Genomic DNA, 24845 nt, shown 5'->3' on the forward strand with positions numbered 1-24845 from the left:
CGAATTTGGCGGGTTTACTACTTTTTAAAGGCGTTTAAGCCTTGAACCAAGCTTCGAGTTGTCGCTGATAAGGCGTGATATCACCGATGTTATTTTTTACCCATTCTGGGTTATAATAGGTATCTAAATAACGCTCGCCACTGTCGCAAATTAAAGTGACAATAGCCCCGCCTTTGTTTTTATGTTTCATGCGTTCAGCACTTGTCAGAGCGCCCCATAAATTCGTCCCCGTTGATGGGCCTGCTTTACGGCCAGTAAATTTTTCTAGCCATAACATGGCTGCGATACTAGCAGCATCAGGCACCTGCATCATATGATCAATAACATCAGGCTGAAAAGACTTCTCAACTTTGGGTCGGCCGATCCCTTCGATGCGGCTAGAACGGCCAGTGCAAAATGATTCGTTGCGTGTTTTATAGCCTTCATAAAAGGCGGAAAATTCGGGGTCAACTACCATGAGCTCAGTATCATAGCCTTTATAGAGAATGTAGCGGCCAAGAGTTGCGGAAGTACCGCCTGTACCAGCCCCCATGACGACCAGGCTGGGTACAGGGTAGGGCTCACACTTCATTTGGTTAAAAATACTTTCAGCAATGTTGTTATTACCACGCCAGTCCGTCGCCCGTTCGGCATACATGAATTGATCCATAAAATAGCCATTGCGTTGTTTTGCAAGCGCGGCGGCTGTGTCGTGCATCTGCGTTGCACATTCTACAAAATGACATTGCCCACCATAGAATTGGATTTGATCTATTTTACTTTGCGCTGTTGATGCTGGCATCACGGCAATAAATGGCACGCCAATCATGTGTGCAAAATAGGCTTCAGAGACTGCTGTGCTACCTGATGAGGCTTCAATGACGGTCGTGTCTTCTTTGATTTTGCCATTACACAGAGCATATAAAAATAATGAACGTGCAAGGCGATGTTTTAAGCTGCCAGTCGGGTGAGTGCTTTCGTCTTTAAGGTATAAATAAATATCATCAAACTGCGGTAATTGAAACTTAAACAAATGTGTATCAGCAGAACGATTCTGATCGGCTTCTATTTTTGCAATACTTTGTTTTACCCAGTTTTTCATACTTATCGACTCCTGTTGTGTGACATTGATCACCGTGAGCTCATATGCTCTTTTGTTATAACTTATTCTATATATAAATTGGCGAGAGTTTAAGCTTTATTTTTAGTCACCTTACAGTGTCTGTTTTACGTTGTTACTTTTTGTAGCAATTTGCTTAGTCATAAAGTCGTGGTGTTCTTTTTAATCATGTCGTGAATATGGCACACTGACTAGACATAGATATTTACCTTATTCAAAAGCGAGTTAAAGGAAGTAATTTGAGCAATAAAACCCCAGAGAAGCAGCAAAAGGCCATCGCCAGTTTATTGCCCATTGTGGCGTTTATTAAACCTTATAAATGGGTTGCGATGTTGGCATTATTGGTTTTGTTAATTACCGCAGGGCTGAACCTATCCATTGGCCAAGGTGTGAAATTTGTTATTGATAGCGGCTTTATCGCGGGTTCCAAAGCGCAATTGACGCAAGCCATTTCTGGCTTGGTGATTTTGATCTCTATGGTTGCAGTTGGTACATTTTGCCGATTCTATTTGATGAGTTGGCTCGGGGAGCGTGTCAGCGCGGATATTCGCAAAGCCGTATTTAATCAAATAGTACATCTTCATCCCAGTTACTTCGAAGAGAATCGCAGCGGTGAGATGATGTCTCGTTTGACCACGGATACGACTTTACTGCAATCGATTGTGGGCTCTTCTTTTTCGATGGCACTGCGCAGTGCATTAGTGCTATTGGGTGGTTTGATCATGTTGCTTGTCACTAATTTAAAGTTAACTTTGCTGGTCGTGGCTTGTGTACCATTGACCTTGATACCCATCATGATCTTTGGCAAACGAGTGCGTAGGTTGTCTGAAAATAACCAAAGTGCCATCGCCGATATTAGTACGTATGCTGGTGAGATCATTCAGCACATTAAGGTGGTGCAAAGTTACACTCATGAGGATAAAGAGAAACAGGCGTTTGGCAGTGAGGTTGAAAAAGCGTTTAACGTGGCCAGACAAAGTATTAAACAGCGTTCTTTTTTAATTGCGGCGGTTATATTCCTGACCTTTGGGGCCATCAGTGTGATGTTATGGGTCGGTGGTATGGATGTGTTAGAAGGGCGTATGACTGGCGGAGAGTTAGGGGCCTTTATCTTTTATGCCATTATGGTTGCCATGTCAGTGGCTACCATTGCGGAAGTATATGGCGAATTACAACGTGCAGCTGGCGCAGCCAGCCGTTTGCTTGAATTGTTAAAAATTGACAGTGCCATAAAAGATGTTGATGAGCCTGTTGAGATGGAGCACACAGGCGAGGTGAGTATTGCCTTTAACAATGTAGATTTTTATTATCCATCAAGACCAGACACACCAGCGCTTAAAGATATAAATTTATCTATTTCGAAGGGGAAAATAGTTGCTTTGGTTGGGCCATCAGGCGCAGGGAAAACGACTTTATTTGAACTACTTCAACGCTTTTATGATCCTCAACAAGGGGATATAAAATTCAATAATGAAGTGCTCACTCACGTGTCACTCAATGCATTGCGTGATTCGATGGGGATGGTGCCACAGCATCCTGTCTTATTTAGCTCTGACGTTTGGCATAATATCCGCTATGGCAATCCAGATGCCTCGGATGAGCTAGTGATAGAAGCGGCAAAGCGTGCGCATGCTCATGACTTTATTGAGCAATTACCTGATGGTTATGGCAGTTTTTTAGGTGAGCAAGGTGTGAGGTTATCAGGCGGTCAGAAGCAACGTATCGCTATTGCGCGTGCTATTTTGAAAGACCCAGAAGTGCTATTGTTGGATGAAGCAACCAGCGCGTTGGATGCGCAGAGCGAATTTCATGTCCAAGCTGCACTCAATGAACTGATGCAAAATAGAACTACCTTGATCATTGCGCATCGATTGGCAACCGTGACCCATGCTGACGTGATAGTGGTAATGGATAAAGGCCGAATTGTTGATATGGGCACACATCAGGATTTGCTTGAAAGCTCCGTACTTTATCAAAGGTTATGTGAGTTACAGTTTGATAAAGCACAGAGTGTTGAGAGTATTGCGACTTAAAATTGGTAGGTAATATTACCGTTAACGAGCGTATCATTTTCGTTGCGGTTGAACCAATTAGTGCGGCTATGTGATACTTCTAGTGAATAGAGAAAGTGCTTTGTAATTGCATATTCAACGCTTAAACTGAGGCCATATGCAGAGCCATCATCTGAAAAGCGACTTTGGACACATTCTGGAGCACGCGATTCGCCGCAGCCCTCAATGTATGTACTATAGTAAGCGCCATCGATTTCACCAAATTGGTAAAATACGCTGCCATACACAAGGAAATCTTCTGATAAGCGATAACCTGTTATCCATGCAACATCAATAAGGTCATGGTCAAGTTCCCAATCTCTTGAAGGGGAGTCATCGTTCTTACCTTTTTCTCTACCAGACTCATGATCAGTTAAGTATCCAAGTGTAATGGCGTGAGAGATATTACCAGCTTGTGCGGTTTCTGCATTTTGTCCTGATAACTGATATTTAATAGACCCTTTGACTGCTTTTCCTACCTGATACTTGGCAGAAAATCCGCCTCCTAAAGACATCTCTGCACTGGCATAATGACCCGCTTCATTTGAACCAAGTGGGGAATCATCAATTGGTATCGAGCGGCCCTTATCTGAGCCTATGGCCAATTTTACATTGAAGGGTTGACTGTGTACTTCTGGACTATCTAAGCGAACTGAACCTGGGTCGGCCTCTGGGGGGGTCGATTCGCAACCGCTTAGGACGATTAAGGAGGTCAAAACTGCAGCACATTGTTTCATATACTTCTGATCTCTAGTAAATTTTAAATGAGAATTATTGCGGCTGAGGATGGTATCGAATTTTCCTGTAATAGCAACAAAGTTTATTGAAAATACGCATTTAATGAAAAACTACATGGCGTTTAGTCAAGGTTGAGATGGTTGAGGTAAGATGTAATCATAGAGTCAGCTTGTTGGTGACTTATCAAAAAAGGAAAGGCAATGAAGAAATACATGGTATTAGCAATGGGATTATTGCTCACAGGTTGCTCAGACAGTGAGGTCGGTGATGTTTCATTGGGCTTGTTTACATTGAAAGATATTAAATTAGATTCCATGATTGACCCTGTGGTGACTGGGGTGACATGCCATGTTGCAAGTGTTGAAGCCGATTTGAGCTTATCTGATCCGAGTGATAGCTCAATCTCATGCCGTCAAACAGGTGAGATCACACCAGTCATGATAGCCAATATCGATAAATCTAAATCTGGTGAAGTGGTATTTAAGAAGTCTAAGAGTATTTTTTAAAAAGCATGAAGGTGCGTCGTATTTATGATGCCAAAAGCCAGACGCTTATGTATTTGTCTTATAGTACCAAAGAAACATCGGGCAGCTTTAAGCACAGTTTGTCGACAGTGCCTTTATGGGGCACTCAGGCTTACGTCACGGTAAAAAATCACCAGTAAATGACAGCTACAGCCGAACAGCGTTTGGCTGTAGCTAACGCGTTATTTCTCACCTAGCACTTCAAACTCGTCATAAATGAGGCGTGCTTGTCCGTCTTGTTCGATGATCCAGTGCTCTTTATGCACAACACCATAGGCTTTATTCATGGTCCAATTTGACGTTAAAATGTAGCCGCCGTCAGGGCTTGATTGCCAATCAACCTCAGTGTAATCAACATCATTAAAACCCTGGTTCATAATGTCTTGCCAAAATTCGGCAATTTGATCACGACCTGTAAACTCGCCAAAGGGCAAGGCTTTCATTGTGGCTTGCTCAGTATATTGCTGCGCACAGGCCTGTGCATCTTGACGATTAAATGCGTGTTGCCATGCCGCAATGCCGGCTTTACATAGATCTAGTTGTGCTGTGTTGATGCTCATTTGAATGCTCCACTAAATTAAACTTGTTTTAGCTTAGCGCTTTAATTAGATTAGAAAAACAAGGTAAAAAGAACACATTGTTTAACTGAGGTAAACAATAAATGAGTAAGTTGCGCCATATGTCTTTGTTTGCACAGATTGTGGAAAGTGGCTCTATCACCGCTGCCGCAGATACGTTAGGGTTGTCTAAATCAGTATTGAGTCAACATTTAAAAACGCTTGAACAAGATCTTGGCGTGATGCTGCTACGGCGAACGACAAGAAAGCAAAGCTTAACTGTCGCTGGGCAAGCTTTTTATGCGCAATGCAAGCTAATCAACCAAACAGCTCAGCTCGCTTGGTTGGAAGCAACACAATTTAATGAGGTGCCAAAAGGCAAAGTTAAGATCACAGCACCGAATGTGTTAATGACAACATTAATTGCACCCGCATTGGCCGCTGTCATTGCAGAGTATCCTGAGCTTGAATTAGAACTGATCGCAGATGATCAGCAATTAGACTTACAGGCACACAGTATTGACTTGGCAATTCGCGTGGGCCGTTCAGCGAATAGCGATGCGAAGCAGCGCTGTATTGGTGAGTTTAAAGATGTACTCTGTGCAGCGCCGGCACTGCTCGCAAGCCAATCTCCTGAAAAATTGAGATACATTGCCAATGTGTGGCAATCACGGCATATAGAGCATGTTCTTATGTCTGATGAAGGACACGAAAAGGTGTTTTCTACCCTCGCCAGTTGCAAAGTAAATACCTTTGATACGTGCTTGGCCATGATAGCTCAGGGGGCGGGGGTGGGGTTAATACCAGAATTTAAGTTGCCAGAATACGCGACTCAAATATGTGAGGTTTTTCCAGGATACAGCCTAGTCCCCAATCCGGTATTTGCGTTACACACATTTGACAGACAAGTACCATTGAGTATTCGGGTCTGCTTGCAAGCCATTGAGACTAAACTAGCCCAGCGTATGGGCTAGCGGCGATTTAATGCATGGTGGCAGAGGAGGTATGTGTGAAGGGTTGAAAATCCCGTTGTGGCACATAAACGGTATAACCTCGGCTAGGGGCTGTGAAATATCCTCTGCCGTCCTCATAAATGGTGACTTTGTCACTGGTATCAAAGGCATTAACGAGTGTTTGCCCTGCCAAATCACTAAACCCATTTGCTTGGGTGCTCACCCATACTCCTTTTCGCTCTGTGTTGTGGTTGTTTAAGACGAGAATGGCACCTTGCTTGTGGTGTTTACCAAATCGTCTGGCCACATAAACATGTTGTATGTCTCCATAAGGTGCACCTTGTTGAGAAAGGACGACTAACCCGCCATCCATATAAGTATTTCGAGCAAACATCAGTTGCTTGATATCTTGATGTAAACTCGCGGGAGCCTGAGTCGTGATGTTTGGCTTATGGTAGTCATGCTGTTTAACCCCAAAATAGTGAGAGTAAAAGATAGTTGGCTTCCCTTCATGGCTTAAAATATAGGCGTAAGATAGTTTGTGGTCTTTATTCACCCATTTATCATGTTCTTTGCCGGTATCATGGTTTTCAACAAAAGTAACCACTGAAGTTCCGGGGAGCTGATGACCGTGTCCATTTCGCACCAACCCTGCGTTATTGAGCGAGCGCATATCAAAGCTTTGATCTTGATTGCTCATTTGTGTAAGTACTGATTTTAACGGAAAATCAAAAGCATCAATGTCAGCTCCAGCACTTTGAACTGTGTCTATCCACGATTTTATACTACTGTCTCCACCCCAATACTCAGCGACGACAAATGGTTGTTTACCATTATTTTTCGGCAGATTATTGACCCACTTAGCTGCGAACTCTGGTTGAAAGCCGCGTACAAAGTCGAGTCTAAAACCATCAAAATGGTGCTCTGTTTCAAGCCATTTCCCCCACTCAATTAATTTCTCTTGGACTCTGGGCGAAAAGGTGTTGGTATCATTACCAAAAAACTTGGTATTGGTGATCACTTCATCGTTCCCCAGATCTCCCAGCCAATCATTTCCATCGACAGGGTGAAAGTCGTTATATCGCCAGCCATCATCGCTGCTTGGGTAGTTACCGTCAGGTATTCGTTGGGGAGGGACGATCCGCGTATTGGTAAAGGCAAATAAATGTGTATCGGTAATGTTGGTACTCACCTGATCAGGCGCGCGCTGTTGCCACACTTCGATAGGCACAAAGCCGTTATTTTGCGGCGCGTTCACCCAGGTTGTCGCACTACTTGGGTCACCTTGCTTTGCGACAAGCTTAATGTAGAGAGTTGTTTTTTTCGGTACTTCTAACCAATACTCATCTACATCTACTTGATCAATAATTTGCCCTCGCAGTGTAGTATTTATGCTAGGAAAAGCATTACTACCGGAGCGTATTGCAGAGTAATTACCGTCATTAGGTTCCTGTTCTACGTGGATGGTATCTGGCGTGATGGCATGTTTATCGTCTGTGATACTCAGCGCATACCCTCTACTATTGATGTGTTGATGCCAAGGCATGGTTGAGCCATAGCCTTGGACCTTGATAAATATACGCCCTTCTACATTTTTGAGCTGCCAGCTAATTTCATTACTGGGGTAGGCAACATGAAGGTGTTGATGTGCTTTGCCCATTGCATATGCCTTTACTGCTGGGTTGACTTCACTGTCGTGTTCATTGCTATATATATGATTGAGGACAACATCGGCATAGACTTCGATATTATGGCTTTGAAGTGAGTGGATCATGCTTGTTAGTTCACTCTGGCTGCCAAAGCGCGTTTCGATACTGCCTTTTTGTAAATAACGACCAAGGTCATAGTGGTCGTATACGCCATAGCCCATATCGATAATACCCCAGTTTCCTTTCGAAGGAGGCGGTATCCAGATACTTGAGAACCCCGCTTGAGATAAACTTGGCGCTTGCTGCTTTAAGTGGTCCCACCAAATTCCATTTTTATTCTCTTCATCCACTGGGACATCCCAATAAAAGCCTTGTAGCATCACATCATTGGTGGCAAAGCACACTGATGAGGTTGAGCTAATCAGTACGCCACTAAGCAGCGCTCTCCAGAGGGCATATCGTACGAGAGTATATGGTGTTGCTTTCAGTAACTTAACGAGTGTGTTCATTTAAGCAGATCCTTGCACAAGTGAATTTAGCATGTTTTTTATCCTATCTGGATAAACCTAGCATGATTTGTCGGATTATCTTTTGAATACGTATGCATTATGTATGGCACTGATGTTTGCTTGAGGTATGCGCTATCTGTCTGATAAATCGTTTATATTTGCTGAGGTTTTTTAGTTATGTTATACCGTATTAAATTGGTGTTTATTTAGGGACTGATTATGCATATTGCAATATTACTGATTTTTCTTATGGGGCTTTATTCTGAAGCGTTTGCTGTGCAAGAGATATCCATACCACTTCGAGATACGACTAAGTTGGCGGCAACTGTGTATGTACCTGAACAGGACCAAAGTCATGATGAAAAATACCCAGTGATTGTGCAATTTACACCTTATGGACGAGAGGAAGCGACACAAAGAGGGGAGTATTTTAGTGCGCATGGTTATATATTTGTTTCCGTAGATAGTCGAGGAGTAGGCGGTTCTGAGGGGCTGTTTACACCGTTTGTTGATGAAGGGAAAGATGGCTATGATGTGATTGAATATTTGGCTAATCACCCTCTCAGCAATGGTAAAGTCGGCACCTTAGGTGGCTCATATCGAGGGTTTGCTCAGTGGGCGATACAGAAATATCGACCACCTTCATTACACTCAATGATTGCCATTGCTTCTGTATACCCTGGATATGATTTTCCCATGCGCAATAATATCTTCTCAGATTATACGATTTCTTGGTTGGACTTTGTGTTATCTAAGACTGACACTAAGCATTATGGCTCGGGAGATGGGTGGGATAATGCTTATGTAAAGCAAAAAAATAACGGCACAGCATTTAAAGACTTAGACAAGCAAAAAAATCACCTATCTGAGGTTTACCAAACTTGGTTAGCCCATCCAAATTACGATATGTATTGGCAAAAGATGGTCCCAAACCGCATGGATTATTCAGCCATATCCACCCCGATATTGTCTATTACTGGTCATTATGATGGTGATCAACGAGGCACATTAAAGTATTACAAACATCATCAACAGTGGGGAGATACCACCGTATTTGCGGACCATTATTTAGTGATGGGGCCTTGGGATCACAGTGGCACCAGAAAACCTAAAAGTCAGGTGCATGAAGCGCAATTCTCGGCGCACTCACTGGTTGATATGCCCACGCTGTATTTAGACTGGTTTAATTGGACATTGAAAGGTGAGCGAAAGCCGAACTATTTGCACTCTCCTGTGATCCAGTATGTGCAAAAGACAGGACGTTGGTTTGGACAAAACTCGTTGCGCTCAGGTTCAAAAGTAGAACGAATTTCGTTGCACAATATGCGGGTAAAAAAACCGAATAAACATACAGCTCAGCAGGTTAAAAGTCGTTATGTTTATAACCCCAAAATAGCGGTGAGGTTACCATTAAGACTAGATATGACAGGGACGGTTGACATTCCTCAGGAAAGTGGCAGTTACGTGGCTTTTGATACGCCCTACCTTACACAATCGCAAATATTAATTGGCCAAATCAAAGCCTCAATTTGGATTGAGATAAGTACTGTCGATACGGATATCTACTTGGATGTGTTTGAAGTTTGCAAAGGCGATGAAATGCGCCTGCTAAGCCAAGCATATCGGCGAGTGAAATATCGAGACAACTTATCTATACCTATTTCTACACCCATTAATACCCCTTTTGAACTCAGGTTGGACGATTTTGATTGGATGGCAAGAGAAATCGAAAAAGGTTGTAAATTGAGGTTTATTGTACGCTCCTCAAAGTGGCATCATCAAAAGCATTTTAACAGTGGATTACCCGTGTCATATCAAACAATGGCACACGCCACTGTCGCTAATATTAGCGTCTTGCACGATGAAAATTACCCGAGCTATATCCAAATACCCTGGTTAAAGCCAAGCGTTGATATCACTCAGCCAGTATCATTACCCTTGACTCAATAGCGCGTTAGGCGATGGGCAAACTGACATAAACGGATGTGCCAGATTGCTCATCACTGCGATATTCAATATAGCCTTTTTGCTGCTCTGTGAGTATCTTGGCAGTATAGGTGCCAAGGCCCGAACGCTCTCCTTTGCCATGGGAGACAAATTTGTCTAAAAATTGATGTCGTATTGGCAGGGGAATGGGATCTGAATTGTGTACTTCGATAATATGAAATTGGCTTTCAGTTTGGGCACTGATCTTGACGGTTTTATTGGTTTTAGACGCCTCCAAGGCGTTTTGTATTAAATGAGTAAATAACGCGAACAATAGTTGTTGCTCTCCACTGATCTTTAAGTTTTCGGGCACAGAGTTGGCAATATTGATTTGCAGATTGGAAATGATATGGCTTAACCCTAATAGTACCTTATCTAATACGTTGTGTATGACATGCGTTGTGGGCTTAAACTCATATTCATTGCGCTCAATTTTTTGTAGCGCTTGCATATTATCCAAATGCAATTGCAACTGCTGACAATTTTGCTGGATAAAATCTAAATATTGCTGCGCTTTTTGTGGATCGTTTAAGTGGTTTGAGAGTGAATTGCTGGCGGTTTGTATTTCTTTTATAGGCGCGACAACTTCTTGCTGGTTTACGTTATCAAATTGATCTCTGAGTTTGGCATTTTCCATCATGGTATCAATTTGCGCACGCATAAGACGATTGGAGTCAATGGCGCGACAGTGTGCTTTCACCCGTGAGCGGACAATAGACGGGTTGGCTGGCTTGGTAATGTAGTCTACGGCTCCAAGTTCAAGGCCTTTGACAATATGTTCAGTTTGTTCTAATGCGGATAAAAATATCACGGTAATATGTTGGGTGTTAGGATCGGCTTTAAGGCGCTTGCAGACTTCAATACCATCCATATCTGGCATCATAATATCCAGTAGTACTAAATCAGGCTGTGGTTCCATGGCGCAAATTTGCAGTGCCTTTTTGCCATTAAGCGCAGCTTTAACTTTATAGTCCTTGCGCAAAATATCGCTGATCACTTTAATGTTATCGGCAACATCATCGACGACTAATACTTGTGTGACATGTTCTTTTTGTTCTGATTGCTCTGCACTTGCGGCCTTCATTGGTCGTACAGGTTTACTCAGTGCTCGTTGTAAGCGAGATAATAAGATTTGGCTAGAGAAAGGTTTGACAATGTACTCGGATACACCACTTTGAATGGCTTGCATTACATTGCCTTGATCTATGGTGGCAGAGGTCATCACAAAAGGGATCTGAGCTGTTCGAGGGTTGCTGCGTACATACTGTAGTAGTGCAATACCGTCTAACTTAGGTAATTTCCACTCAGAAATGATCAATTGTATGTCATTGTAATTGAGCTTTTCTCTAGCATCTACCCCGTTTGAGCTTTGCACTACAGTCACCTCGGGCGCGAGCTTTTTCGCCGTGCTGGCTATCATAGATCGGATAGTTTCATGAGGTTCTACAATTAATACGGTTATTGATTGATGGTTGTCACTCCAAGCCATAGAGTTCTCCGCGCCAAATTTGCTTAATGAAATTTACAGGCTAATTGACTGTCCTTGACACGCGACTACATAACTGAGTGATTGGTAGACAAAAATTAACTCTTCTTATTTTGCACATGTTATCGAAAAGTGTCTAATAATTATGCATACACTTACCCATTTTTGAAAGTACACACTATGCTAATTGAGCGTGGGGAAGCCACAAGTGTTGGTTTGTCATTGAGATGATTCAAGGAGTCAGATATGCGCCTTTGGCGGCTGTTTTTTGTTTTACTTAGTTTTTGTGTTTATGCCGAGCGTGCCATGGGCACTGATGAGGTCAAAGTGGAGGCTATTTCAGCCTACAATGGGTTAGCCAATCCGCAAATATACGCAGTATCAAAAGACCCTCAAGGGTTTATGTGGTTTGGTAGTGCTGATGGGGTTAAGCGTTACGATGGCTATCAATTTGTCAGTTTTAATCATGACCCGAATGATTCAAATTCTTTATCTGCCAATAGCGTCGGGACTTTGCTTTTTGACAAGCAAGGGCGACTTTGGGCCGGTACTTGGGGTGGTGGTTTAAACTTATTTGTCAGAGAAGAACAACATTTTGTGCACTTTAAATATGACGAAAATGATCCATCTTCTCTCGGTGCAAATAAAGTACAAACACTGTTTGAAAGTCGTGATGGGACCTTATGGATTGGGACCAATGGCGGCGGTCTGAATCGTCTAAAAGAGGATTTACAAAGCTTTGAGCGCTTTGTACCGCAACCTGATAACCCCTATAGCTTAGGCAGTGATCGGGTTTGGAGTATTAGTGAAGGAAGTAAAGGGGATATATGGGTTGGCACATCCAACGGTTTGTATCGATTGGACAGAAATACAGGTCAATTTCAAGGCTATGGTGTCGCGCCACAATCATTGGACCATGCAGAGGTACGTCAGGTCTCAGTAGACGATCTTGGCAGAGTATGGGTGGCAACGCGCACCAGCTTTGGATTGTTTAATCCAGAAACCGCAGAGTACCGCATATATAACTTGACGTCAGGCACTCTACCCAGTGTGACGCGCTTACATCATTTTAATGAGGATATTTTATTAGCAACCTTTGCAGGTGTGTATCGCTTTTCTCCTCGCGAAAATCAATTTATTCCTGTTATTGAAAACGGTGAGCTCACATTGCTACAAAACCGTGATGTGCGACAAATATTAATAGATGACAGTGGGCTGCTTTGGGCTGCAACGCGATATTCAGGCGTGCAAAAAGTCTTCCCTAATCCTCCTGCTTTTATTTCTTGGCAAAACTTCTTAAATGACCAATTGCTTTCAGGATTGTTTAATCAAGTCCTCACGATTGAAGATGCCAAGCAAGGAGGTGTTTGGTTGGGCACCGGACGTGGTTTGGTGCATTTTGATGGTAAATCAAAGTTTACCCCATTTGCAGATGCACAAACACTGCAAGGCAATTATCGATTGCGTGTTCATAGCATGGCTCGAGATCACACCGGGGGGCTGTTTGCGGCAACCAGTTTTGGTTTGTATCGTGTGGATGAGGACGCTAAATCTTTGAGCTTGGTGCCTTTACCTTGGTTGGAGGATGCACGACGTTCAGTGGAGCACATTAGTTTTGATGAGCAAGGCCACATTTGGGTTGTACTGTCAGGGAGAAGCGGGCTGACGCGGCTTGACGTTGAAAATAATCAAGTGGAGCACTTTCTAAATGAACAGGACTTGGAGTTTACTTTTCATGATAGTGAAGGGATGATTTGGGCTGGCACCGATGGGGAGGGGGTGTTTAGACTTGATCAAACCACGTCACGTTTTGTGCAGTATACAGCGCATGGAGAGCAAGTAGGCCCAAATGGTAATTATGTGACACATGTGATGCAGCAAGGTGAGCATATTTGGTTAGCAACTAATCTGGGGATCACCCGATTTGATATCACAACCCAACAATTTAAACAGTACGAAAATACCGCTTCACAAGTGAATTTCGCTGTTAAGTCTATTGCGCAAGATAGAGATGGCTTTTTGTGGTTTGCTAGTGCCAGTGGCGTGTTTAAATTTGACCCCACCTACGGTATTTTTCATCAATTTACTACGAACGATGGGTTAATTAATCATCATTTTTTAGCGCGTTCTTTTACTGTTAATGACGAGCAAGTTTTATTTGGTAGCATTGATGGCATCACAGGGTTTAACCCCAAGGACGTTAAAGTAAACACCAGTGCCCCACCTGTCGCATTCACTCGCGCTTTTGTTGATGGTCAACCGATAGAGATAAACAATGGTGAGATCCGTCTAGGTCATCGAGATAAAAACTTATCCATTCATTTTGCTGCGTTAGATTATCAAGCAACAGATGATAACCGCTATCGCACTTGGCTGGTGGGCTATCACGATAAGTGGAGCGCAATTACCCCAGAGCACATTGTTAATTATCGGGAATTACCACCGGGTGAATATCGTTTTCGTGTTCAGGGTAGTAATAATCATGGTGTTTGGAATCAGGTAGGGATTGAGCTTAAGGTGATCAGTGTCCCAGCGTGGTATCAAACTATGTGGTTTCGTGTCTTAATGCCGATGCTCGTTGTGGTTATTTTACTATTGGGGTTTTGGCTGAGAGTAAGGCAATTACGAGAAAATAGCATCGAATTAGAGCGTAAAATTGCACGTAGGACACGCGATATTGTGGTGTTAGGAGAAGTTGGTAAAGAGGTTGCTGCAACATATGACATGCATGTTATCAGTGAAACCATCTACGCTCACCTCAGTGATATATTACATTGCGAATTTTTTGCTGTAGGGGTGTTTTATCCTGAAAAGAACTACATCGATTATATCTATGCGATGCAGCAAGGTGAGTTATATGAAGCCTTGGAGAGTCACACCAAGGTGGTGAGTAGCGCCGATGTATATTGTGTCTCAAGTGGACAAGAGTTTTATGCGGCTACGGATGACCACTGGCACAAGGTTGGGCTTAAAGCCTGTAATAATCTTTATGGTGAACAAACTAAGTCTGTCTTTTGTGCGCCTTTGATTGTGGATGGCAAAGTTATCGGTGTGTTTACCGTACAATCAAATAAGCCCCGTGCCTATAAGGAAGTTCATTTAAATGTGTTACGCTCGGTCGCTAACCATATTGCAGTCGCACTGGCGAATTCACTGTCTTATAGTGAATTGAAAGAGGCTGAGCAAAGGCTTGATTTAGCGATGCAAGGAGCAAATGCCGGTACTTGGGAGTGGGACTGCCAAAGTGACCTACTTGTCACTAATGGGATTTGGTCAACTATGCTCGGTTACCAAGAAGGTGAGCTTGAGCTGCGTTATGGCGAAACCATTAATCGCTGGCGTGAGCTTATCCATCCTGATGATCTCGCCATAGTCGAAAATGCACTTCAGGCTCATCTTTCAAAGCAAGCAGAGACATACCGTTGTGAGCTGCGTATGAAAACGGCAGATGGACAGTGGAAATGGATTTTAAGCATGGGGCAAAGTGTGTTTGTGAATCAAGATAGTCGGCGCAAGGAAATGTTTGGTATACATATGGATATATCCGATTCCAAAGGATTAGAGGCAGCTTTAAAGCAAGCAAAAGAGCGTGCAGAGAGCGCTACGCAAGCAAAGTCAGACTTCTTGTCTAATATGTCGCATGAAATCCGTACACCAATGAATGCCATTATTGGTATGAGTTACCTCGCGTTAGAAACCGACTTAAATTTTAAGCAGCGTAACTATGTTGAGAAAATTCATCGCAGTGCAGAATCATTGCTAGGTATTATTAACGACATATTAGACTTTTCTAAAATTGAAGCAGGCAAGCTAGATATTGAACAAGTTGAATTTTGCATCGAAGACACGCTGCGCAGTGCTTTGGATTTAATTGCAGTTAAAGCAAAAGAAAAAGAGCTGGAGCTATGTGCACATATTGACCCAGCAGTGCCCAGTAAATTAATTGGTGACCCGCTTCGTTTATCTCAAATTTTGCTTAATCTTGGCAGCAATGCCGTGAAATTTACCGAGCAAGGCGGTGAGGTATTGGTGGATGTGCGGGTTGAGCAGCAAGTAGCTGGAGAGCTGACATTAAAGTTTGCTGTGATTGACTCTGGTATCGGTATGTCACAAGAGCAGCAAGCAAAACTATTTAACTCATTTTCGCAAGCGGATACTTCAACAACACGGAAATATGGTGGAACAGGTCTTGGACTGGCTATATGTAAAAAGTTGGTTGAACTGATGCATGGTGAGATCCATTGCCAAAGCGCACAGGGGGTAGGAAGCACATTTAGTTTCACGTTAGTGCTTGATGATGCTCTATATGAACCTGAAGCACTTGAAAAGCTTGAGCTAAAGCACGCATTGATCATTGATGACAACTTCAGCTCAAGCCGTTATTTATCTTCTTGCCTGTCGCGTTTTGACATTGAAGCACAGGCTTTCGCATCTTCTGACATTGCAGATCTTGCCGGCATGTTAGTGGATAAAGATGTCGTTTTTATAGATATGCGGCTTGAGCAATCGAGGTCTTATTTACAGCAGATACGTCATCTAGACCCCCATATGCCTTGTATATTAATGCCGTTGTATGAAATGCAAAATGTTGATGTCTACTTGCGTGAGTTTGAACGCAGCAGCTATGTATTGAAACCATTTTTGGCAGACGATGTGTATTCTGCTTTACAGTGCGCATTGGGTCTAAGTAGTCAGCAGGTTGAGCATCGTAACGAGCAAGATGAGCATGAGCAACAACAGTTGTCTGGCGCACGCCTATTATTGGTCGAAGACAATGATCTAAACCAAGAGCTTGCAGTAACATTATTGACCAGCAAGGGAATCGTTGTTGAGGTGGCCGAACATGGTCAGAAAGCACTGGAAATGTTAGCTCAAAGTCAGTTTGACGGTGTATTGATGGATTGCCAAATGCCGGTGATGGATGGGTATACTGCGACTCGTAAGATCCGAGAGCAAGCTCAATTTGAATCCTTACCTGTAATTGCGATGACAGCCAGCGTTATGATGGATAATCAGGAGGCAGCACTGGCATGTGGGATGAATGATATTATTAGTAAACCTCTGAATATTGACAAAATGTTCGCAACACTCCGGAAGTGGATTTCAGTTTCGAATGTGATTAAAAATGATATACAGCAACCACTTACTATAAAATCAGAGTCGAGTTACCCCGATATTGAAGGCATTGATACGGGTATAGCACAATCGATATCACAAGGAGATGTTGCGTTATTTAAGCGATTATTAAGAAGGTTCGTTGATCGTCAGCAGCACTTTCATGCACACTTTGATGAAGCACTTGAGCAGCAACATGCTGATCCGGATGCGCCTATGCGTTGTGCGCATACGCTTAAAGGTACTGCTGGCAACATAGGCGCAACTGAGGTGCAGAATGTAGCGGGAGAGTTAGAGCAAATATGTGCTAATAAAGGTGAATATAAGGCAGCATTAAATCAGGTCCATGAAAAATTAGAACCATTAATTTTTGCTATACAACAAGTGCTAAGTCACGAGGGAGATGAAGGTGGTTTAGACGCTAAAAGTTGTACGCGCCTCACGGAGCAGCAAGTTGCGGATAAGTTGAAGCAATTGACTATGTTATTAGAAGACTATGATACCGATGCGATTGATTTGGTGAGTGAGTTGCTACCTATCTACGACGGTACACTGTTTGTGGATAAGTTCAAACGGTTAGCGACATTAATTGACGATTATGACTTTGATGCTGCCAAGGAGTTATTGGCGCAAATTAAGCCAGATCTTGAGGTTTCTGAGCAGGCCTGATTTAAAGGAAGATAGCGCTTCTAGCTGATCGTGATTAAAAGTGCTGAGCGTGCTCGTCAGGTATGTTGGGATGAATGACTTTATGCACGCTCAGCAAGCTCCATTTAAGTTTTTCACTTTTATTGCAAAAGTGCCGAGCGTGCCAGTCAGCTATGCTGGCAAGGATGACAAGCGGCACGCTCCGCAAAACTCATTGCAATTTTCCCCTTTATTGTAAAAGCGCCGAGCGTGCCAGTCAGGTATGTTGGCAAGGATGACAAGCGGCACGCTCAGCGAAACTCATTGCAATTTTGCCCTTTATTGTAAAAGTGCCGAGCGTGCCAGTCAGGTATGTTGGCAAGGATGACAAGTAGCACGCTCAGCGAAACTTATTTCAATTTTCCCCTTTTATTGCAAAAGTGCCGAGCGTGCCAGTCAGGTATGTTGGGCAAAGATGACAAGCGGCACGCTCAGCGAGACGATTACAATATAGGCTGCTTAGTTCGCCTCTATATATGCTGATTGAGTTACGTAATGATGATTGTTTAATTCGTGCCGCAATACGGCATTGTTTAAATAAGAAAAAGTTTTTGGCCGCCCAGCACTATCTAGTGAACCATCATTTTCAATACTATTTTCAATAATAAGGTGTTCCGAGAGGGTGTTGATTGCATATAGTTTAAGTGCGTAGCTACCTGGATGGACAATCAAATTCCCCTTGTATGCATGCGCTAAACCATTGCTTATACTGCTATCTTGCTGAGCTGCGTTACGGGCAAATATGCCATTTTCTCCAGCGTAAATGATATGGTTACTTAGCACTTTAATGCCATCACCATCAATCATCATGCCATTGCCACCACTGCGATAAATTAAGTTATTTTTAATCTCTACGTTGTCGCCGCCGACTTGAATACCAGTATTTTGCCAGTGCGGATCAAAAGGGCTAACACCTGTGCGATAAATTGTATTGTTGGTGATATATGCATTATTTTGCACTGAATTAAGCTGTATACCGTCAGCGGCAATATTCTCTAGTTTATTGTCAAAAATATGCACGCCTTGGATCTTGTGGGGGTAGACTGTAGTCAACGTGTTATCACAGACAAGGTTACGCGATTTACCTGTATAGCCAATATACATGCCTTCGCCACTCTCTGTGTCATGGATGTAGTTGTTGTGAATACGAAGACCAGTCATAGTGAAGTTTTCTGCCCAAGTGCGACTATCGCAAGTCGGATCTGTTTTTATGAGCATACCTGCAAACCTAGCACGATAAATTTCGATATGATCAATTTCGATTTGCTCACTTAACCCACCAATTCCAAGTGTGCCACCAAGTCTTAAGCCGTATTCTGACTCTCCCTCAACTGTATTTGATGTGATCCTAAGCCATTGACTGTTTTCAATTGCGATACTGTATTCGTAAGGCGTGAATGTCACCACTGCGCTTTGGTTACGAATGATGATAGGCGCTGATGCGGATCCTTGCACATTTCTCACTCTTAGTGGGCCACGCTCTCCTGGTGCTAGGCATAGGGTGTCACCCGCATTGAGTGACATACTTTGACCATCTATCAAGTGTTGTTTACTACTAATGTAATGATCGCATTGTAGGTTCGAGGTCTCGTCAATTTGGTTTTTCTGAATGGAGACTGTTGCAAAACTGGGGGCAGCTATGAGTATATTAATTAACAACACAGATATGCTTTTGGCTTTTTTAGTATTCGGCATTGGACACTCCATTATCAAATGTTTGAATTTATTGTTGAATCAAAGTGAATAAGAATTTGCGTTTATATTGGTGACAACACACAAAAAACACTAGAAAAATAGAGTAAATAAAGAGTAAAATTACTTTTACCGAATTTCGGTAAGTATTACCTTTTGATATATATGGATAAATTTTTTATGGATGAAAGAAAGTTAAGTTTAGAAAAATGTAAAGGTTTCTGGGTGGGGGCTGTTTATGCAGATTTAAACACTAAAACTTTACGCAAGGATGATTTGAGTCAACCACTTTCTGAACTCTCATTTTCATTACTTCTAACTTTAGTAGAGCATCAACATAACCCTTTGGCAGCAGAGCAACTTCAAAATAAAGTGTGGCAAGGTGTTGTGACTGGCAATGAAAATGTAAAGCAGCGCATAAGTATTCTTAGGAAAGCCTTTTTAGCTTTGGATGAGCAAGAACACATTAAAAATATCCGAGGTAAAGGTTATCTATTAGCGCAACCGGTTAAGCTTGATTATGTTGATAAAACGCTGAAAATTTGGCCACTTGTAATCACAATTTTACTGCTTATGTTAGGTGTTGCAGTGTGGGCAAGTTGGCTGTATTCATCAGCACCAAAAGTACTCAAAAGTGAGCAATATCAACTTGCTGTTCATGCTGGTGATAGCATTACGTTGGCCAATAAAAAATCAGATCTAGCATTTTGCCTTGATGGTTTTGATGATTATGTAGAGGCGTTTAACTCTGAGCTGGATATCGGTACGGGAGACTTTTCACTCATGACCTGGGTTAAAACATCTTCAATGGGTCAGCATATCATTGTCGATAAGCGTTATGAAGACCAAGTATCTGATGTGCAAGGTTACGCGTTCTATATAGATGATGGGTTTTTAGCACTGCAGTTAGCAGATGGTGATGGGAGCTGGTATTGTCAAGAGCCGGATTCTTCTTGCACGTTTTATGACTCTAAAGCATTTGTCTCTGATGGTCAGTGGCATCATGTTGCTGTCAGCATAGATAGAGATCGCACGAAAGGGATACGTTTTTATCTTAATGGACAGCTTAATAGTGCTTTCGACCCTACTGGGCGTCAAGGCTCATTGAGTAATGAAATGCCACTGAGAATTGGCAGTCGGTCTTCTTTTAAAACGGGACTATTTAAAGGCGCGATCGGTGAAATCGCATTACATCATAGGGTACTTACCCCTTCAGAAATTCGTCAACAGTATGCGTTAGGTAATAGCCGTAACTGTAGCGGCTCTGGAAGTAAAGGCGGGATTTAAATGGGGGGCTTGTGGACAGAGTTGAAAGTGCTGTCCACGTATTTCAGTTGCCCGTGCACTGCAATAATGTGGCGTTCAGCCGTATCATTTAGATTTCTTACGCTCTTCTAGTATCAGGTTGATCATCTCTGTGCGGATCTCTGCTTCTTGTCCTTTGAGCTTTTGCATCTGCTGTTCAAGTATCTCTATCTGTTCCTCTTCTTTGGTATTTTTATAGGCCTTACTGCCAATGTGTTCTGATAATTGCTCGTTTTCAGCTCGCTCGCTAGGTGCTTCGGTGGAAACCCCATGGAATGTTAAGGTGCGTTGCAGTGGCGGCTTTTTGAGCTCATTGATTTCTTTTTGCAAGTTACGTATTTTTTCTTGTATCAACTCGACGACTTTTTCTAAGTTTTCATATTGTTCTTTAAAGACAGGATTACGTCTTTTGTATCCCGCGGCCTCCTCGTCTAGTTCTTTAGTAATAATCGGGGGCTTTTCTTCTTTGTCTTCGTCATTTTCTCTAAATACAGAGGGAGGTTTGGGCGTCGGTTTGAGGATGTTATCAGGCAGGGGAGTTGTTATTTTATGGCGAGCGCCATATGGTGCGGCTTCTGTTTCTTTTTGTCTTTGTGGTTGCGTGATATGTGTATGCTGGAGGATTTTCGATAACATGATGATTCCTTATCAGTGTTTACGTGCCTTAAATTTTTATATCGGCAACTCATCCTTTTTGTTGAATCTATTTTGTATATCTGACATAAGCAAATTGCCGAGATAACTCGGCAATTTAATTTTATGGTGATGGACTACTTTTTATATAGCTCGAACCAGGCCAGTGTATGCTCAATTTTTGAAATCATACGGGAGGGGCGTCCTGCGATACCATGTGGTGCGCCAGGGACGCGTATCAATACGGTATCAACTTTACGTAGTTTCAATGCTTGGTAAAATTGTTCGGACTCAGACATTGGCGTACGTCTGTCCAACTCGCCTGTCATGATCAGCGATGGCGTGGTGACATTGCCTACCAGCGATAATGGTGAGCGCTGCCAATAGTGAGCTAGGTTTTCCCATGGCAATCCCGGGAATTGATTACGGATTTGTCCAAGGTAGCTATCTGCTGTTAGCACTTTACTGATCCAGTTAATAACTGGTTTGGTGATGGCAGCTGCATTGAATCGATCTGTTAAACCTACTGCATAAGCTGTCGCAATACCGCCAGCAGAGCCGCCGGCGATAAATAGATTGTTCTCATCGATAAAGCCTTTTGCAATTAGGGCGTCAACAGCAGAGTTGTGATCTGCAAAGTCTTCTTTGGAGCTGTATTTCCCATCTAATAGTAGTGCAAAGCGTTCACCATAGCTGGTTGAGCCTCGGTAGTTGACGTAAACTACAACATACCCTTCAGCGGCATAACGTTGTAATTCAGCACTAAAGTGCGGGCCGTACGCTAAATGTGGTCCGCCATGGATCTCTACTAATAGTGGGTACTTTTTGGACTTATCAAAATTAGGGGGCGTAATATACCAGCCTTGGATTTGCTCGCCATCAAACGATGATTTGTAGTTTAGTTCGTGTACGTCACCCAGTGTCCTATGTGCTAAAAGGTCTTGATTTAACTGTGTCAGCGTGGTTGTTTTACCTTTACGCCAATAGGCAACATCAGCAGGTGCTTTGCTGTTGCCTTGGGTATAAGCGAGTGTGCCGTTATTTGCCATCGTAAAATTGCCACTGACATAAGGGCGTCCAAGAGTTGTACCAGAGACATCATCAACTAATGGTTTTACTTTACCACGAGTAGAAACCGCCGCTAAGACTCGTTTACCTTGATCATCATATTGAATAACAAAGTCACCTTTACCAGCCCATTGATAATCTGCAACAGAGCGGTCCAGCTCATCAGTTAAGATTTTAAGCTTGCTGTCTTTGATTGACATTAAGGTCAATTGGTTATTGATGTATGGTACAGGCGCATTGCCGCGGCTAATGAATGCCAGTTTGTCGCCTTTGACAGAGAAGGTTGGACTATATTCCGCACCAGGGAGGTCTGTCAGTTGCTTTAGAGTTTGATTTGTAACGTTGACCTGATATAAATCGGTCTCTGTTGTACGGTATTCCCACTCAGGGTGTTGATCAGATGAGAAAACAATGTGTTGGTTATTTGGACTCCAAGCCAATGGACCACGGTGCTGGAAATCACCTTTGGTTAATTGTCTGGGGGTACCACCATTTGCTGGTAATACAAAAACATGTCTAAACGCTGGTTCTAAGTAGCCGCGTCCATCAGCTTGGTATCTGGCTTTTTCAAAGATTTTAACCGGCTCTGACCATTCTGCGCCTTTTGGTTTACTTGGTAATTTGACTGATTTTGCAAACTTAGATTTACCTTGCGGCACATTCATTGTAAATGCAATTTGCTCTCCATCTGGTGACCAAGTGATATGACCAATGGCTTTTGGCAGTTGCGTTAGCACCGCTTGTTTATCTTGCTCTACCCAATATACGTGTAGTTGGCGAGACCCGCTGCTGTTACTGGTAAAGGCAATTTTACTGCTATCTGGTGACCAGCGCGGTTGGCCGTAGTTATGTTGATCGGCAAAAAGCGGGTAGTGACTTTTTTTAGCGATATCGTATAACCATAACGTACGTTTTGGCACGTCGTGCATAATGTCATAGCTACTGCGTTCATAAACAATTTTTTTACCGTCGGGGCTTATCTGTGTGCTGGCTGCGTATTCAAGCGCAAAGATGTCATCAGATTTAAATGTTGCCGTGCTAGCTAAACTGTCTGTTGAAGCAAGCGCAAGCAATACACCACTTAGGGCAAGAGTTGTGATTGGTTTCATAAGTAGAATCTATTATTTTTGATTTTCCTAACATTAAAAGTGAATCCTGTGATACACAAGCATTATGAGATAGTCTGACCAAGCATGTGGTCGAATGGTGATCATGTGATCGAAATCAAGTTTAGGTGAATCACGATTATTGATAAGACTAAAGTAGTGGCTATGAATCTAAGTTGCAGAATGAGCTCTGTGATATAGATACCTGCTAGATTGGCGATTAAAAACAGTTTTGTAGACTGTTTATCATATTGCATCTATCTGCTTAATTATTATTATTTTATTCCTAATTTAATGTTTTTTAGGGTTATTTATTCCTTGCTTTCCCATTTTTAATGGATATCTTATGCGTACCATTCTGATGGTATAAGCATTAAATTAAATAAGGAAATAATGATGAAACTTAATCTTAAAACAAAAAAGTTGGCAAATTTATCTCATAAAGTAGTGAGTCAGCATCAGACTGGCAAAGTGGCTGGTGGTGCTGTAATCACGGGTTGCTATTTTCCATGTAAGCCAGAGACCCATACTGGGAAATAACCCTAATGATGGTCAAATGACGTTGAGTTAGGTGCGAGGCTTCGCACCTTTTTATACATGCTTGCACTGTTGATTATTGCTGGGGTTGTGGCTGCGATGTGGGTGCCAAATGTATGTAACGCTCCATTAAATACTGAGGCGCTTTAACATCGTCAAAGCCAAATTGGCGATACAGAGTATGTGCGTCATGTGTTGCCAGTGTAAACCGTCTCAACCCTTGTAGCTGAGGATGTGTGACTACTGCATCAATGAGCTGCTTGCCATGTCCAACTCCTCTATATGGCTCTAATACAAATACATCCAGTAAATTGGCGAATGTAGCGTAGTCTGTGACGACACGTGCAAATGCAATGAGTTGCTTATTGTGCACGAGAGCAAAACACAGTGAGTTTTCAAATGCGACATACAATTTTTCTCGTGAAATCCCTTTGCTCCAATAGCTTCTCTGTGACAAAAACTGGTAAGCCTCGTTAAACTGTGATTGTGTAAGCCGATTGACAAGCTGCATACTCTAAACTCCTATAAAGTATTGATATGAATAAGTGGCAAACAAGCGAGCAATAAGCTGGCCATGACATAGTTAAACCTACGCATATGCTTTTGATTTTGCAGTTTTTTACTGAGCATTTTACCAAAGTAAGTCCAACTTAAACCACTGCCTAAAGCAACCACGTTAAAGACCAGAACACCAAGTATGGCTGAGTGCCAATAGTAATCGCCAGGTAGAGTTAATGCGGTGGTTAAGGAGAGAAGAGTCGCCATTGTTTTGGGGTTTATCAGTTGAAATAAAGCGCCTTGCATAAAGGAAAGTGGCTGGTTCTGTTGCTGCAGCTTACTGGGGCCCTTGTGATTAAATGCAACTTTATAGGCCAAGTAAACGATGTAACCAGTAGCTAACAGTTTAAACGTTAAATGTAATTGAGGATTTGCCAATACAAGGTGTCCCAAGCCCATCAACATAGCGATATGAATAATGGTCATGCCAGCTCGGATCCCAACAATATGTGGGAGGGTTTTTTTTATACCAAACTGAGAGCCCGAGTAGGTGAGTAAAATATTATTTGGTCCTGGCGTGATAGAAGCAGCAAAGCTGAATAATACCAATGCAGGAAATAGGGTAAATAGTTCGACCAATGGCAAAGTTAAC

The 24845-nt window shown here is 42.6% G+C and carries 16 protein-coding genes and 1 pseudogene; 7 read left to right on the forward strand and 10 right to left on the reverse strand.

Going from position 1 to position 24845, the window contains the following annotated elements; genetic code table 11:
- Window positions 1-34 precede the first annotated feature (34 nt).
- A complete protein-coding gene (locus S4054249_RS03040; RefSeq protein WP_046356894.1) occupies window positions 35-1081 on the reverse strand; it encodes a PLP-dependent cysteine synthase family protein in 1047 nt (348 codons plus the stop codon).
- 257 nt (window positions 1082-1338) lie between these two features.
- Between S4054249_RS03040 and S4054249_RS03045 the strand changes: the two genes are divergently transcribed.
- Window positions 1339-3132, forward strand: a complete 1794-nt coding sequence (locus S4054249_RS03045; protein WP_046356893.1) for an ABC transporter transmembrane domain-containing protein — start codon at window positions 1339-1341, stop codon at window positions 3130-3132.
- On the opposite strand, the gene S4054249_RS03050 is transcribed toward S4054249_RS03045, so the two are convergent.
- Window positions 3129-3887: a hypothetical protein gene (locus tag S4054249_RS03050; protein WP_046356892.1), complete on the reverse strand. Its 759-nt coding sequence runs from the start codon at window positions 3885-3887 to the stop codon at window positions 3129-3131. The genes S4054249_RS03045 and S4054249_RS03050 overlap by 4 nt on opposite strands.
- 201 nt (window positions 3888-4088) lie before the next feature.
- On the opposite strand from S4054249_RS03050, the pseudogene S4054249_RS03055 reads away from it, so the two are divergent.
- Window positions 4089-4552 (forward strand): annotated as a pseudogene (locus tag S4054249_RS03055) (CreA family protein).
- Between the two features lie 42 nt (window positions 4553-4594).
- Here S4054249_RS03055 and S4054249_RS03060 read toward each other — a convergent pair.
- Window positions 4595-4972, reverse strand: coding sequence for a YybH family protein (locus S4054249_RS03060; RefSeq protein WP_046356891.1), 378 nt, complete (start codon window positions 4970-4972; stop codon window positions 4595-4597).
- 101 nt (window positions 4973-5073) lie between these two features.
- Between S4054249_RS03060 and S4054249_RS03065 the strand changes: the two genes are divergently transcribed.
- Window positions 5074-5943 carry a LysR family transcriptional regulator gene (locus tag S4054249_RS03065; protein WP_046356890.1) on the forward strand — a complete coding sequence of 290 codons (870 nt, stop codon included), beginning with the start codon at window positions 5074-5076 and terminating at the stop codon, window positions 5941-5943.
- A 7-nt stretch (window positions 5944-5950) separates the two neighbouring features.
- Here the strand turns inward: S4054249_RS03065 and S4054249_RS03070 are convergent, their stop codons facing one another.
- Window positions 5951-8080 (reverse strand): alpha-amylase family glycosyl hydrolase, encoded by a 2130-nt coding sequence (locus tag S4054249_RS03070; RefSeq protein WP_052961021.1) that lies wholly within the window; start codon window positions 8078-8080, stop codon window positions 5951-5953.
- 219 nt (window positions 8081-8299) lie between these two features.
- Between S4054249_RS03070 and S4054249_RS03075 the strand changes: the two genes are divergently transcribed.
- Window positions 8300-10030, forward strand: coding sequence for a CocE/NonD family hydrolase (locus S4054249_RS03075; RefSeq protein ID WP_046356889.1), 1731 nt, complete (start codon window positions 8300-8302; stop codon window positions 10028-10030).
- Between the two features lie 4 nt (window positions 10031-10034).
- On the opposite strand, the gene S4054249_RS03080 is transcribed toward S4054249_RS03075, so the two are convergent.
- A complete protein-coding gene (locus S4054249_RS03080) occupies window positions 10035-11555 on the reverse strand; it encodes a response regulator (RefSeq protein WP_052961020.1) in 1521 nt (506 codons plus the stop codon).
- Window positions 11556-11798: 243 nt separating this feature from the next.
- Here S4054249_RS03080 and S4054249_RS03085 point away from each other — a divergent pair, with 243 nt between their 5' ends.
- Window positions 11799-17336, forward strand: coding sequence for a two-component regulator propeller domain-containing protein (locus S4054249_RS03085; protein WP_052961019.1), 5538 nt, complete (start codon window positions 11799-11801; stop codon window positions 17334-17336).
- Window positions 17337-17813: 477 nt separating this feature from the next.
- Here the strand turns inward: S4054249_RS03085 and S4054249_RS03090 are convergent, their stop codons facing one another.
- The gene (locus S4054249_RS03090; protein ID WP_046356888.1) at window positions 17814-19049 is read right to left on the reverse strand and encodes a right-handed parallel beta-helix repeat-containing protein; all 1236 of its coding nucleotides are present in this window, start codon (window positions 19047-19049) and stop codon (window positions 17814-17816) included.
- 177 nt (window positions 19050-19226) lie between these two features.
- On the opposite strand from S4054249_RS03090, the gene S4054249_RS03095 reads away from it, so the two are divergent.
- Window positions 19227-20333, forward strand: coding sequence for a LamG-like jellyroll fold domain-containing protein (locus S4054249_RS03095; protein WP_046356887.1), 1107 nt, complete (start codon window positions 19227-19229; stop codon window positions 20331-20333).
- Window positions 20334-20417: 84 nt separating this feature from the next.
- Here S4054249_RS03095 and S4054249_RS03100 read toward each other — a convergent pair whose 3' ends face one another.
- Both S4054249_RS03100 and S4054249_RS03105 read right to left on the reverse strand, forming a co-directional pair.
- The gene (locus tag S4054249_RS03100; RefSeq protein ID WP_052961018.1) at window positions 20418-20987 is read right to left on the reverse strand and encodes a hypothetical protein; all 570 of its coding nucleotides are present in this window, start codon (window positions 20985-20987) and stop codon (window positions 20418-20420) included.
- A gap of 134 nt (window positions 20988-21121) precedes the next feature.
- A complete protein-coding gene (locus tag S4054249_RS03105; protein WP_046356886.1) occupies window positions 21122-23161 on the reverse strand; it encodes a S9 family peptidase in 2040 nt (679 codons plus the stop codon).
- A 390-nt stretch (window positions 23162-23551) separates the two neighbouring features.
- On the opposite strand from S4054249_RS03105, the gene S4054249_RS26485 reads away from it, so the two are divergent.
- On the forward strand, window positions 23552-23698 hold the full coding sequence (locus tag S4054249_RS26485; protein ID WP_155401389.1) for a hypothetical protein: 147 nt from the start codon (window positions 23552-23554) through the stop codon (window positions 23696-23698).
- Between the two features lie 73 nt (window positions 23699-23771).
- On the opposite strand, the gene S4054249_RS03110 is transcribed toward S4054249_RS26485, so the two are convergent.
- Both S4054249_RS03110 and S4054249_RS03115 read right to left on the reverse strand, forming a co-directional pair.
- On the reverse strand, window positions 23772-24206 hold the full coding sequence (locus S4054249_RS03110; RefSeq protein WP_046356885.1) for a GNAT family N-acetyltransferase: 435 nt from the start codon (window positions 24204-24206) through the stop codon (window positions 23772-23774).
- A gap of 11 nt (window positions 24207-24217) precedes the next feature.
- On the reverse strand, window positions 24218-24838 hold the full coding sequence (locus tag S4054249_RS03115; RefSeq protein ID WP_052961017.1) for a LysE family translocator: 621 nt from the start codon (window positions 24836-24838) through the stop codon (window positions 24218-24220).
- Window positions 24839-24845 lie beyond the last annotated feature (7 nt).

It is taken from the genome of Pseudoalteromonas luteoviolacea (assembly GCF_001750165.1).
GTDB lineage: Bacteria > Pseudomonadota > Gammaproteobacteria > Enterobacterales > Alteromonadaceae > Pseudoalteromonas > Pseudoalteromonas luteoviolacea_G.

Bases quoted from the DNA above. Each gene is read 5' to 3' on its own strand.
- S4054249_RS03065 (WP_046356890.1), top strand. From the start codon at position 5,074: ATGAGTAAGTTGCGCCATATGTCTTTGTTTGCACAGATTGTGGAAAGT.
- S4054249_RS03070 (WP_052961021.1), bottom strand. From the start codon at position 8,080: ATGAACACACTCGTTAAGTTACTGAAAGCAACACCATATACTCTCGTA.
- S4054249_RS03060 (WP_046356891.1), bottom strand. From the start codon at position 4,972: ATGAGCATCAACACAGCACAACTAGATCTATGTAAAGCCGGCATTGCG.
- S4054249_RS03095 (WP_046356887.1), top strand. From the start codon at position 19,227: ATGGATGAAAGAAAGTTAAGTTTAGAAAAATGTAAAGGTTTCTGGGTG.
- S4054249_RS26485 (WP_155401389.1), top strand. From the start codon at position 23,552: ATGATGAAACTTAATCTTAAAACAAAAAAGTTGGCAAATTTATCTCAT.
- S4054249_RS03040 (WP_046356894.1), bottom strand. From the start codon at position 1,081: ATGAAAAACTGGGTAAAACAAAGTATTGCAAAAATAGAAGCCGATCAG.
- S4054249_RS03080 (WP_052961020.1), bottom strand. From the start codon at position 11,555: ATGGCTTGGAGTGACAACCATCAATCAATAACCGTATTAATTGTAGAA.
- S4054249_RS03105 (WP_046356886.1), bottom strand. From the start codon at position 23,161: ATGAAACCAATCACAACTCTTGCCCTAAGTGGTGTATTGCTTGCGCTT.
- S4054249_RS03085 (WP_052961019.1), top strand. From the start codon at position 11,799: ATGCGCCTTTGGCGGCTGTTTTTTGTTTTACTTAGTTTTTGTGTTTAT.
- S4054249_RS03090 (WP_046356888.1), bottom strand. From the start codon at position 19,049: ATGCCGAATACTAAAAAAGCCAAAAGCATATCTGTGTTGTTAATTAAT.
- S4054249_RS03050 (WP_046356892.1), bottom strand. From the start codon at position 3,887: ATGAAACAATGTGCTGCAGTTTTGACCTCCTTAATCGTCCTAAGCGGT.
- S4054249_RS03075 (WP_046356889.1), top strand. From the start codon at position 8,300: ATGCATATTGCAATATTACTGATTTTTCTTATGGGGCTTTATTCTGAA.
- S4054249_RS03110 (WP_046356885.1), bottom strand. From the start codon at position 24,206: ATGCAGCTTGTCAATCGGCTTACACAATCACAGTTTAACGAGGCTTAC.
- S4054249_RS03100 (WP_052961018.1), bottom strand. From the start codon at position 20,987: ATGTTATCGAAAATCCTCCAGCATACACATATCACGCAACCACAAAGA.